Origin of the sequence: Mesosutterella faecium (assembly GCF_022809315.2) — a bacterium.
GTDB classification, from domain to species: domain Bacteria; phylum Pseudomonadota; class Gammaproteobacteria; order Burkholderiales; family Burkholderiaceae_F; genus Mesosutterella; species Mesosutterella faecium.
The window spans coordinates 865591-878081 of sequence record NZ_JAKZJU020000001.1 but is presented as its reverse complement, the minus strand read 5'-3'; the positions used below and the strand labels follow the sequence as shown (position 1 = coordinate 878081).

At 60.5% G+C, this 12491-nt stretch carries 8 protein-coding genes; 2 read left to right on the top strand and 6 right to left on the bottom strand.

The genetic code is table 11. From position 1 onward, the window contains the following. Nucleotides 1-21 precede the first annotated feature (21 nt). Complete coding sequence (locus tag MUN46_RS04090) at nucleotides 22-3111, bottom strand: DNA gyrase subunit A (RefSeq protein WP_243376798.1); 3090 nt, start codon at nucleotides 3109-3111, stop codon at nucleotides 22-24. 503 nt (nucleotides 3112-3614) lie between these two features. Between MUN46_RS04090 and MUN46_RS04085 the strand changes: the two genes are divergently transcribed. After that, complete coding sequence (locus MUN46_RS04085) at nucleotides 3615-5345, top strand: IS1634 family transposase (RefSeq protein WP_285230558.1); 1731 nt, start codon at nucleotides 3615-3617, stop codon at nucleotides 5343-5345. 61 nt (nucleotides 5346-5406) lie between these two features. On the opposite strand, the gene MUN46_RS04080 is transcribed toward MUN46_RS04085, so the two are convergent. The 3 genes from MUN46_RS04080 to hemN all read right to left on the bottom strand — a co-directional run bounded on the left by MUN46_RS04080 (nucleotide 5407) and on the right by hemN (nucleotide 9894). Beyond that, on the bottom strand, nucleotides 5407-5685 hold the full coding sequence (locus MUN46_RS04080) for a sulfurtransferase TusA family protein (protein ID WP_285230557.1): 279 nt from the start codon (nucleotides 5683-5685) through the stop codon (nucleotides 5407-5409). After that, a complete protein-coding gene (gene alaS, locus MUN46_RS04075; protein WP_243376964.1) occupies nucleotides 5664-8294 on the bottom strand; it encodes an alanine--tRNA ligase in 2631 nt (876 codons plus the stop codon). Before alaS ends, MUN46_RS04080 begins: the two co-directional genes overlap by 22 nt. A gap of 199 nt (nucleotides 8295-8493) precedes the next feature. Continuing rightward, complete coding sequence (gene hemN / locus MUN46_RS04070; RefSeq protein WP_243376915.1) at nucleotides 8494-9894, bottom strand: oxygen-independent coproporphyrinogen III oxidase; 1401 nt, start codon at nucleotides 9892-9894, stop codon at nucleotides 8494-8496. Nucleotides 9895-10122: 228 nt separating this feature from the next. On the opposite strand from hemN, the gene fnr reads away from it, so the two are divergent. Next, nucleotides 10123-10899 (top strand): fumarate/nitrate reduction transcriptional regulator Fnr, encoded by a 777-nt coding sequence (gene fnr, locus MUN46_RS04065; protein WP_243376916.1) that lies wholly within the window; start codon nucleotides 10123-10125, stop codon nucleotides 10897-10899. Nucleotides 10900-10928: 29 nt separating this feature from the next. On the opposite strand, the gene MUN46_RS04060 is transcribed toward fnr, so the two are convergent. Both MUN46_RS04060 and MUN46_RS04055 read right to left on the bottom strand, forming a co-directional pair. Beyond that, nucleotides 10929-11999, bottom strand: a complete 1071-nt coding sequence (locus tag MUN46_RS04060; protein ID WP_243376917.1) for an FAD:protein FMN transferase — start codon at nucleotides 11997-11999, stop codon at nucleotides 10929-10931. Between the two features lie 90 nt (nucleotides 12000-12089). Then, entirely contained in the window at nucleotides 12090-12416 is a 327-nt protein-coding gene (locus MUN46_RS04055; RefSeq protein WP_243376918.1) for an FMN-binding protein, read from the bottom strand. Nucleotides 12417-12491 lie beyond the last annotated feature (75 nt).

Sequence of the window (12491 nt, the reverse complement as noted above, 5' to 3'; positions counted from 1 at the left end):
GCTGCCTCCTTCGGCAGAAATTCATTCATCGTCGGGGAGCCCGGCGCCTTCGTTCTGCGGCTCAGCCTCCCCGTTCTCCGCGGGCTCTTCTCCCCGCATGCCGGCCTGCACGGGAGTCACGCTTACCAGCCGGTCGTCTTTCAGCCCGATCAGAGTGACCCCCTGCGCGGCTCTCGAGCAGACCCGAATGTCTGCCACCGGCGTGCGCACGATGTGCCCCTTCTCGGACAGCAGGATGATTTCGTCCTCTTCGGAAACAAGGCAGGCGCCGACCACGCGGCCGTTTCGCTCGGTCGTCGCGATGGCGATCATGCCCTGGGTGTTTCTGCCGTGGCGCGTGTACTCTGCGATCGGGGTGCGCTTTCCAAAGCCGTTTTCCGTGGCGGTGAGCACCATGCGGTCTTCGTCACCCGCTACGATCAGGGCGATGATCCTGTCGGAGTCTCGGATCTTCATTCCGCCGACGCCTCGGGCGGTGCGGCCCATCGGACGAACGTCGTTCTCATCGAACCGGACAGCTTTCCCGGCATCGGAGAAAAGCATGATGTCGTGGTGCCCGTCGGTGAGCTCGGCCCCGATCAGCTGGTCATCGGGATCCAGGCTGACAGCCGAAGTGCCTCCGTTCTGGACCTTGGAGAATTCGCTGAGCGGGACCTTCTTGACGATGCCGCGCGCTGTGGCAAAGAAGACGAAGTGCTCGCGGGCAAAATCGGAAAGCAGGCTCAGCCGGAAGGCGTCCCGGGCCGTGTTGCGGGCCTTGACGGGCAACTCGCCCAGTGTCACGCGCCCCCAGTCCTCGCCCTTCAGTGCGGCGAGCTCTCCAAGTCCCCGGTCGCAGATCGAGCGAGCCTGGGCCCGAAGCTCTGCGGGCAGGTCCGACACTTTCATTTCGCTCCAGGTCTTCGAATGTCCGGCCTCTTTTCGGGCGGCCTCGGTTTCTTCGGTGCCCCACTTCAGAATGCCCTTGATCTCGGCCTGAGCCGTAGCGGGAAGATCAGCGAGCGCCGTCGCGTCCCATTTCTCTGCAGAGATCTGCGGCAGCTCAGACTTGAACGCCGCCACGTCCCTGCGGATCGATTCGCTCACATCGGCCGGCAGCTCCTGCAGCCGGACCTCGTCGCGGCTCAGGCGCAGCAGCTGGCTGCGCACCGGAGCCCTTGCGGTGGAGAAGAAAACGCAGTGATTCTCGTCGGGCGTCGGAATGGCCAGGATGTTCGTGACCTTCTCGAGCGATTTCACGGTGCCGCCCCTGCCGTTGCTCTTTTCAAACTGCTGCAGGGCGATCAGGTTCTGGATCGGGCGGCCCTTCGAGCCGGCGGTCCCCGTGGGCACCATGTAGGCGTGATTGATCAGGTACATGCGCCCGAAGCTTGTAAAGCACAGGAGCTGATCATGCGTGTTGGTGACAATCAGCTGGTCGCCCGCGTCCTGGTCGCGGAATTTTCCGGACTTTCTGCCCTGCCCGCCCCGCCTCTGGGCCTGGTAGTCGGACAGCAGCTGGCTCTTGACATAGCCGTCGCGGCTCAAGGTAACCACCAAATCCTTCTGCGGTATGAGATCGAGCTCGTCGAAGTCAGGGTCTCCGGACGGATCGATCGCGGTGCGGCGGGCGTCGCCGTACTTCTCCTTAATGTAAAGCAGATCGTCGTTGATGATTTTGACGATGCGCTCGTCATGGGCCAGGATGTCGAGATAATCAGTGATCTGCGCGCACAGCTCCTTGTAGGCCGCAATGATGCTCTCCTGCTGCGTCGCCGTCAGCGTCTGCAGGCGCATGTCGAGAATGCGGTCCGTCTGCTCGCGCGACAGCCAGTAAAGGCCGTCGGCCCTCAGTCCGCGGTCGCTCTCGATGTCCTGCGGCCGATAGTCCTGGTAGCTGCCCGCCACCGAGGCGATCATTTCGTTGACGATCTGAGCCTTCCAGCCCCGGTTCATCAGACGATCGGTCGCTTCGGCACGGTCTGAGGAAGACTTGATGATCTCGATGAACTCATCGATATTGGCCAGCGCGATGGCCAGCCCCTCCTGCAGGTGCCCTTCGGCGCGGGCCTTGGCAAGCAGGAAGCGGGTCCGGCGGGTGACCACCTCGCGGCGCAGCCCGATGAAGGCGTCGACCAGCTGCTTCAAATTAAGCAGCTGGGGTCTGCCGTCGAGGAGGGCCACCATGTTGACCCCGAAAGTCGTCTGCAGATCGGTCAGCTTGAAGAGATTGTTCTTGACGGCCTCAGGGTGGGCGTCTCGCCTCAGCTCAATCACGATGCGGATTTCTTTCGACGATTCGTCCCGGAGGTCGGTGATGCCGTCTATCTTTTTTTCGTTTCTGAGCGCGGCGATCTTTTTGATCAGCTCGGCCTTGTTCACCATGTAGGGGATCTCGTCGACCACGATGGACGTTCTGCCCTTGTCGTCCGTCTCCTCGTGAACCTTCGCGCGGATAAGCACGCTCCCGCGGCCCGTCCGATAGGCCTGCCGCACGCCGGAGAGCCCGAAAATGATGCCCCCGGTCGGGAAGTCAGGCGCCGGCATGAACCTGATGAGGTCGTCGACCGTGGCCTCGGGATGGTGCAGCGCGTACAGGCACGCATCAATGGTTTCGCCCAGGTTGTGCGTGGGGATGTTGGTCGCCATGCCCACGGCGATGCCCTGGCTGCCGTTGACCAGAAGCTGCGGAAAGCGCGCGGGAAGCACGGACGGCTCTTTTTCAGTGCCGTCGAAATTCGGCGTCATGTCGACCGTGTCGCGGTCGATGTCGGTGAGCATTTCCTCGGCAATACGCGACAGACGGACCTCCGTGTAACGCATCGCTGCCGCCGGATCGCGGTCAATAGTTCCGAAATTGCCGTGCCCGTCGACGAGGGGATAGCGAAGCGAGAAGGGCTGCGCCATGCGCACGATCGTGTAGTAGACAGCGGTGTCGCCGTGCGGATGGTACTTGCCGATGACGTCGCCGACGACGCGGGCTGATTTTTTATAGGGAACATCGTGGCGGTTGCCCAGCCTCCACATCGCGTAGAGCACGCGGCGGTGCACGGGCTTGAAGCCGTCTCGCGCGTCGGGGAGGGCGCGCCCGATCAGCACGCTCATGGAGTAGTTCAGGTACGCTTCCTCCATTTCGTCGGAAATGTTGACCTGATGAATGTCCTCGTGAAGAGAAACGGGATCGGCTGCCCCGGAATCATTCCCGGAAGAGCCTTCCGGCAAACTGCTAGCGTCTTCTGTCGACATAGACCCTGACCTGAAACCTGCCGCGGACCGAATGGGCCCCCGGCAAAAACACAAGAAATATTTTTATGATTCTAACAAAACGGGGCTCCTGCCTCGGCCTGGTGCTCTGCTGCAGGGGCGCAGCGGCCCGGGAAGCCCAGCCGGCGGCTTTTAACTCTGTCCCTAATATTAGGGAAACCAGAATAGTTGGGGTTTCAGAGTTGAAAAAAAGCGCAGGATTTTCATCCCAAACTCCCATTTAACTGATCAAGAAAAAGGATGACGTAAGTCAAACAACCTCTTATTAAAGTTGATAACTCCGTGATTTCTTTGAAAAAGAAATTGTGGAGTTTTCTTTTATAATGTAAAATGATCCATATTTTATTAATAATGATCATAAAGGCTGTCCCATGCGCCGAAACAACCCTGACAGATGGCATTTCACTGTTGAAACAAACGCCCAAGGACTTTCTTACGTCTATGCCTATCAGACACGCTGGGATCCAGTGAAAAAGCAGTCCCGCCGCAGCGCGAAACGCTATGCGGGGCGGCTGCATGAGGATGGCAGAGTGTCGTTTGGGAAGCGCTTCCTGGCTGATTTTCCCGCCTATGCCGAAGGTGACTTCTTTTACGGAGTCGACAAAACCCTCGTGGATGAAGTGACCTACCGGCAGGACTTTCCGGCCGCACCCGGACCCAAGCCAGAGGAAGATCCGGAGCTGGATGAGACGCTCAGCGCCGGCGTGACCTGGGCGGCCGAGTCCATTGCCGATCAATCCGGGATGCGCAGCGATTTGAAAGCAGTCTTCGGAGACGATGCCAATGACCTGCTGGCGCTTGCCATTTACAAGCTTGACAACGGGGGATCAATGGCCGCCTGCGAGGACTGGCGGCGCAACGTTTACCTCCAGACCCGCAGCCGGCTCAGCTCCCAGCGCATCAGCGAACTGATGGAAAGCGTGAAGCAGAAGAATGTCGAGAGTTACTTTGCCCTGCGGCACCAGAGGATTCTCGAGCAGGCGAGAAGCCGGCAGGAGAAGACTTTTTACGCCTTGGACAACACTTCCGTCTCCACGTACTCGACTACCATCGATGATGCTGAATTCGGGCATGCCAAACGCGATCCAGAGCTCAGGCAGATCAACTACACCTTTGTCTGCGACCAGGCCACCGGCGACATTGCCTATGCGCATGCCTATGCGGGCTCCGTCAATGACGTCACCGCCCTGAGCGACATTCTTTACCGGATGAAAAGCGCCGGATTTGACCTTGAAGACACGGTTCTTGTGACGGACCGAGGCTATGGGAGCCTCTATAACGTGCAGAAGATGCTCGATCTCGAGCTGCGCTTCATTCAAGGCGTCCGCAGGGCCGAAGACTCAGTCCTGCGTGCGCTTGACCGCTACAGCGCGTCTCTGCGCGACGTGAGCTTCTACAACCCCAGGCTCGAGGTGTACGCAAGGACGATCAAGGAAGACTGGACCCGGAATACGGATTTCGGCCCCGTTGGAAAACCGGTCTACGTCCACCTTTACCGCTTTCCGGGAGGAGATGAGCTTGAGATGAAGCAGCTGGCGGCCAGAATCGAGGATCTGCTGGACATCCTCAATGAAGGCGGCAGGCGGCCCGATGACCTGTGGAGAAGCTGCGGGCGCTTTGTAGAAAAGGTCTCTGGCAGGAACGGAGCGCTGAGATGGGTCAGGAAAGATGACGCAATGCGGGACGCCTGCCGCTATGCCGGCATGTTTGTTCTGCGGACCAATGAGGAAGAGGATCCCTTCCGCGCTCTTTGGGCTTATCGCCTGAGGGGACGGGTCGAACTCGACTTCAACCAGTTCAAGAACCAGGTAGACGGAGACCGTCTGCGCTGCTCGCAGACCGGGTACATTGGAAAGCTGTTCATCTGCACTCTGGCCGCCGCCATCAGGCTCATGATGCTGAAGCGGGCCCGCGACTGTGCTGCTCCGGGAGTCTCTCTCCCGCACAACTCGATTGACTGCCTGCTGGCAAAGCTAAGGTGCATCAAGGCGGACAAACGCCCCAGCGGCAATGCCTGGGTGACGCGGCCCATAACGAAGAAGCAGCGGGATTTTCTCTCGCTGCTTCTGTCGGTGCCCTTCCCGCCTAAAGTCCTGCGTTAGGGATCAGTTAACCGGGAGTTTAGGTTTCATCCTGCGCTTCCTCACCGTCCGGTTTTCCGGCTCAGCGCCTCGAGAGCCAGTGGACAAAGACCTTCCCCTGCGCACGCTCCTCGGTTTCCTGAGCGAGCAGCCGGTTTCCTGTCTGCTCGGAAAAAACCTGCAGGTCGTGGACTGAAGCCGGATCCTGGCAGACTACGCGCAGAATCTGGCCCGAAGACATGGCCCGCAGCGCCCGGGCCGTCCTGAGGACGGGCTCGGGACAGCTGCCGTCCACGCTGAGCTCCCGATCAGGCGCTGGGCGCGAGCGAAGCTCCTGCATCACAGGGCCTTTTCCACCCATCCGTAAACGGACTCAAGAGCCGCAGGCAGGGCCGCCGGGTCGGAGCCGCCGGCCATGGCGAAATCCGGCTTTCCGCCTCCCTTGCCTCCCACCTGCTCGGCCACGAAGCGAACCAGCTCGCCCGCCTTGAGGCCGCGCTTGACGATGTCCGGAGTCATGCCGGCGCAGATCTGGAGTTTTCCGCCGTTCTTCGCAGCGAGAACCACCACGGCGCTCTTCAGCTTGTCGCGGACCTTGTCCGCCGTCTCGCGCAGCGAGCGGGCATCGGCGCCTTCAAGCGCCACGGCAAGGACCTGAACGCCCTTGACATCGCGGGCCCTGGAGGCGAGCTCAGCGCCGGCCTGGGTCGAAAGCTTCTCCTTGACGGTCTCAAGCTCTTTTTCGAGCCGGCGGATCTGATCAAAGCAGGAGTCGACCTTGGCGGGAATCTCGTCTTCCGGCACGCCGCGGAAGCGAGACAGCACGTCGTTCACGAGCCGGGTCTTCCTCTGCAGCATGTGCAGCGCGTTCAGGCCGGTCACCGCCTCAATGCGGCGCACGCCGGCCGAAATGCCGGATTCCGACACGATCTTGAAGCAGCCTATATCGCCCGTGCGGGCCACGTGTGTGCCTCCGCACAGCTCCTTGGAAGTGCCGACGGTGACGACGCGGACTTCCTTGCCGTACTTCTCGCCAAAGAGCATGATCGCGCCGGTCTTCTTCGCGTCCTCGATGGACATGATCTCCGTCTTCGACGGGGTGTTCTCGAGGATTTCCCGGTTGACCAGGTCCTCGATCTCAGCGATCTGCTCTTCCGTGACGGGACGGTCATGGGTGAAGTCAAAGCGCGTGAACTCCGGCGTCACAAGGCTGCCCTTCTGGGAAACATGCTCGCCGCAGACCGACTTGAGAGCCTTGTCCATCAGGTGGGTCACGGAATGGTTGCGGGCGATGGCGGCGCGGCGCTCGGCGTCGACCTGCAGCTTGAAAACGTCGCCCACCCGGACCGAGCCTTCGGCCACGTGGGACACGTGCGCGTAGACGTTCGACTTGATGTGGAAGGTGTCGAGGATCTTCACAAAAGTCGAGGCGTTCTCGGCCGTGCCGCTGTCGCCGACCTGGCCGCCCATCTCCGCGTAGAAGGGCGTCTTGTCGAACACCAGCACCGCCTCGTCCCCGGCCTCGGCCACTTCGGCGGGCACGCCGTCCTTGTACAGGGCGATGACCTTGGCACCCTCGGTGACAAGCTCGCTGTAGCCGCGGAATTCGTTGCCCTCGCCGTTGTAGATCAGGCCGGCTGCAATCTTGAACTTCCCGGCCGCGCGGGCCTTCGCCCTCTGCTCGTCCATGGCACGGTCAAAGGCATCCGTGTCGACGCGGATGCCGCGCTCGCGGCAGACATCGGCCGTGAGGTCCGCAGGGAAGCCGAAAGTGTCATGCAGCTTGAAGACGACGTCTCCGTTGAGCACCCCGTTGGTGGTCTTGGAAATGGCGTCCTCGAGAATCTCCATGCCGTTGGCGAGAGTGAGGAAGAAGCGCTCCTCCTCGGCCTTGATCACCTGAGCGATTGAAGGCTTGTTGAGCTCCGGATAGACATCGCCCATCTCCTCGGCCAGAGGCTTGACGAGCGTGTAGAAAAACGGCTTGCGGGCACCGAGCTTGTAGCCGTGGCGGATGGCGCGGCGGCAGATGCGGCGCAGCACGTAGGCGCGTCCCTCGTTGCCGGGGGTCACGCCGTCGGCGATGGCGAAGGCGCAGGCCCGGATATGGTCGGCGATCACCTTCAGGGACGGGGTTCCCGGGACGACGTTGACGGCTCCAGCAGCCTCCACGGCCGACTTGGCGGCCTTCATCAGGTTCTGGAACAGGTCGATGTCGTAGTTGGTCGGCACGTCCTGCAAAACCGAGGCGATGCGCTCCAGGCCCATGCCCGTGTCAATGTTGGGGTGGGGGAGGCGGTTCATCTTCCCGGAGGCGTCGCGGTTGAACTGCGTGAACACGAGGTTCCAGATCTCCAGCCAGCGGTCGCCATCCTCGTCGGGGCTCCCCGGAGGGCCGCCCTGAACCGAGGGGCCGCGGTCGAAGAAGATCTCCGAGCAGGGGCCGCAGGGACCGGTGTCGCCCATCATCCAGAAATTGTCAGATAGGTATTTGCCGCCCTTGTTGTCGCCAATGCGGATGATGCGCTCGGCAGGAATCCCAATCTGCTTGTTCCAGATGTCGTAGGCTTCGTCGTCATCGATGTAGACCGTCACCCACAGCCTCTCGGGCGGAAGCTCGAGCACCTTGGTCAGAAACTCCCAGGCCCACGGAATCGCATCCTGCTTGAAATAGTCTCCGAAGCTGAAGTTGCCCAGCATCTCGAAGAACGTATGATGGCGGGCGGTGTAGCCCACATTGTCAAGGTCATTGTGCTTGCCGCCGGCGCGGATGCACTTCTGGCTGGTCGTTGCCCGCGTGTAGCTGCGCTTTTCAATGCCGAGGTAGCAGTTCTTGAACTGGTTCATGCCGGCGTTGGTGAACAGCAGCGTCGGGTCATCCTCTGGAACGACCGGGCTGGAGGCGACAATGGTGTGCCCCTTGCTCTTAAAAAACTGAAGATAAGCGTTCCTTATCTCCGAAGCCTTCATGTATTTCATCAGATTGGTCCGTGAGGCCGGCGCCTCTGGCCTGTGAAGCCTGAGGCGGGCCGGAACAGTAAAAGGTTCAATCAAACCGGAATGATCCGGATACAGAGGATAGATTTTAACGCTCTGTGAAGAAGGGCAAAAAGCCCCTCCTCTCAAGACATACCCTTCGCTCCCCGATCAGGATCAGTGCAGCCCGTCTTCAGGCGATGGTCGAGTAGCCGCCCGCCCTGTCGGACTCCCGCAGATATTTGTCGAACTGCATGGCCACGGCGCGCACGAAGATCCTGCCCTTGGGCGTCACGACGATTCGATCTGGGTGCAGACTGACCAGCTCGTGCTTCTGGTAGGCGGCGAGATGCTTCAGCTCCCAGGCGAAGTGGCTGTCGAAGTCCACGCCGAATTTTTCCTCGACCTCGCTTTTTTTCACCTCGAACTGGCACATGATCTTCATGATGACCCAGTGCCTCAGCTCATCCTCGTCTGAAAGCCGGAAGCCCCTCATGGTCGCAAGCCTGCCGCCGTTGATGGCCGCATAGTAGCTCTCCGTATCCCGGGGATTGCAGGCATAGACGCGGCCCACCTTGGAGATGGAGGAAGCCCCCAGCGCCACCATGTCGCAGTCCGCGCGCGTCGAGTAGCCCTGGAAGTTGCGCTGCAGGGTGCCGTTCTTCTGCGCGACCGAGAGCTCGTCCGTCTCCTTGGCAAAATGGTCCATCCCGATGTAGCGGTAGCCGTTTGCCGTAAGCGTCCGGATGGCGTTGAACATGATCTCGACCTTTGTCTCGGTCGAAGGCAGGTCGGCGTTCCGAATCATGCGCTGGGGCTTGAATATGTTGGGCAGGTGCGCGTAGTGGTACAAGGCGATGCGGTCGGGCGAAAGCTCGATCACCTGCTCGATCGTCCTCGCAAAGGAAGCCTCGGTCTGCAGGGGCAGGCCGTAGATCAGATCCATGTTGATGGAGTGAAAGCCGTTTGCCCTGGCGGCCTGCATCGTGTCGCGGACAAGCTCGAAGGGCTGGATGCGGTTCACTGCCTTCTGAACCTCGGCATTGAGGTCCTGTACACCGAGGCTCATGCGGTTCAGCCCGAGCTCGGCCATCTTGGCGATCTTGTCGGCCGGCGTCGAGCGGGGATCCGCTTCAATGGAAAACTCCCCGTCCTTCTGCAGCGGAAATCGCTGCCTGATCATCGTCATGACCCGCTCGAGCTCGTCGTTGTCGAGGAACGTGGGCGAACCGCCCCCGAAATGCAGCTGCTCGATCTCGCGGTCCCCGGTCAGGAACTTTCCCACCAAGTCCATCTCTTTCCCAAGAACTTCCAGGTACTGCGCCGCCCGGGCGTGATCCCGGGTCACGATCTTGTTGCAGCCGCAGTAGTAGCAGACATCGCTGCAGAATGGAATGTGCACGTACAGCGAGAGAGCCTTGCGGAGGGGTTCGTCCTGGCGCGACTGAAGCGCCGCCTCGTAATCTTCGGGGCCAAACTCCCGGGTGAACCGATCAGCAGTCGGATAGGAGGTATAGCGGGGGGCCGGGATATCAAACTTTCTCAGGAGGGCCAGATCGGGCAGTTCAACGTAGCTCGTTGCGGGGATACCCATGGATGATTTCTCCAAAAACATGACCTAGATTAAAGTTCCTGTTATTATTGCCGGCGAGAGCTTACTTATTGACAGACGTCAAAACCGCCCGTTCAATGCTCCCCGGCTCTCAAGCGGGTCCGGGTCATATATAGCATCTAAACTGGATGCATTGTACCGGCTGGGGCTTATTCGAACATTAGGGCCGCGTTAAATCAGCACCGGTCATAGGCATTTCTGGCTTTTTGAATGACGACCTCAAAGATCTCTTTATCCGCCCTCCGGGTGGCGTGCTCGAACTGCAACCTCAGGGAGCTCTGCCTGCCCCTTCGCCTCTCGCTCAAGGAAATCGAACGCATTGAGGACATGGTGTCCACCCGCAAGAGAATCAAGCGGGGGGAGGCCCTGTACAGAACGGGCGACCATTTCGACAACCTCTTTGCCATCAGGCTCGGATTCCTGAAAAGCACCGTCATGTCCAGCGACGGACGCGAGCAGGTCACGTCCTTTCACATGGCCGGGGAACTGGTAGGGCTCGACGGCATCGCAAGCGACGTCCATTCCTGCGACGTCATTGCCCTCGAGGATACGGAAGTCTGCGTCCTGCCCTATGAACGCATGCTGGAGATCACCACCTCCATGCGCTCCATGGGGCAGCACTTCCATAAGATCCTGTCGCGGGAAATCGTCCGGCAGCACGGCATCATGCTGCTGCTCGGATCCATGCACGCCGAGGAGCGCCTCGCCGCTTTTCTGCTGAACCTCTCCCAAAGGTTTGAATCAAGGGGATACAGCCGCAGCGAGTTCGTGCTCCGCATGACCCGCGCTGAAATCGGATCCTATCTGGGCCTGAAGCTGGAGACCGTGAGCAGGGTCCTGTCGCGCTTTTCGCACGACGGGCTCATTCAGGTCAACCAAAAGCACGTTCAGATCCTGAACGCGACAGGGCTGCGCGCCATTGTTTCCGGCCAGCAGCCCTTGGACGGCGAAGAGCCCTTCGACGACGACATCAGACTCGACCCCTGAAAAAGGGGAAAAGTCCGAGGCGCCCGAGGCTAGCGACGCAGAATCACTTTCCTCACGGCCGGGTCGGTCACCTCGCAGCGCCGCGCAAGACCGGGGGTCAGCCAGACGGTGCGGTAGTCGCTGCTCATCAGAGCCGCCTCTATGTCCGGCCTCCGGCGCAGGATCCCGAAAGCCTTCTTCCGGCCCATGGCAAAAAGGGCCGTGCACCAGGCATCCGCCTTGGCCCCGTCCCTGTCCGCAATGGTCACGGAAGAAAGATCCGTCTGCACCGGATAGCCGGTTTTTGGCGAGAGGATGTGCCCGTACTGCCTGCCATTGATGACGAGCTTGCGCTCATAGGCGCCCGAAGTGATGACTGACTCGTCCTCAGCGCTGAGAACGGCAAAGTAATCGTTGCGCTCCTCGGCGGGATGCTGCAGCCCGATTCTCCAGGGCCGCCCGGCCGGTGAACTGCCGATCACAACAACGTTGCCGCCCAGATTGAAAAGAGCCTTCCTTGCTCCCAGCTCCTTGAGGTAGAGCGCCATGCGAGTGCCGATATAACCCTTTGCAATTCCGCCCAGATCGATGTCCTGGCCGCGGCCGATCTGGACATAATCCTGCTCTCCGCGCCGGAACACCCGCACGCGGCGCCAGTCGACAAAGGACCTGGCGCGCCGGATCTCCCCGTCGGAGGGAACGGCTTTCCCGCCGAATCCGATCTTCCAGACATCGACGAGCTTGCCGATGGTCGGCTCAAAGGCTGAATCCGATTCCTTCGCAACCTTGAGCGCCGCGGCTACAGCCTCCGCAGCCTCCTCCGGAACCGCCACCGGGCGGCCCGACTGCCTGATCACCTCGATCATCGGGCTCGAGTCGCCGTGAACGGTCAGGATGCCGGCAAGCCTGTTCATTTCCTCGTCAGCCGCCTCGAGCCAGGCCGAGGCCTTGTCCTCCGTCGGAGCGTAAACCTTCAGACCGATCAGGGTCCCCATCGAAAAAGTGTTTTTCTCCGCCTGATAAAGCTGCGGCTCCCCGGATCCGGTTTCCGCAGCCGCAGCCGGCAGCGCCGGAAGAGAGCAGGCCGCGAGCGACTTCAATAAGTTTCGACGGGATAGCATGGATTCTCCAGACATTAGAAAAGGGTGCGCGAACGCACCCTTTCCGAACTCCCGAGGGAGTTTACCTCTCCGGTCTTGCGACCAAAGAAATTACTTGGCCTGCTTCAGAGCAGCGTCAGCACCGGCCAGAATGCCCTTGGAGGACAGGGTGGCGCCGGAAACGGTGGCAACACCCTTCGTGCCGTTGGCCTTGACGATGGCCGGGACAACGCCGGACTCAGCGCCCTTGAAGATCATCGGGGTTTCTTTCTGTTCAAGAACCTTGACGGCGGCAACCTTGCCACCCTTGACGGTCACCTGAACCTTGACAGGACCAGCCTTGCCCTGACCAACGCCAGTGTAGGTTCCGTCCTTGTAAGCAGCATTGGCACCAGCAGCGAGGAGAGCAGCAGCGGCCAGAACAATCAGCTTTTTCATGATGCGATTTCTTCCTATTGAAAGTGAAGAGGCCCAAGCCTCCCAACGTGCTTGACAGCAAAGCACTCTTTTTTG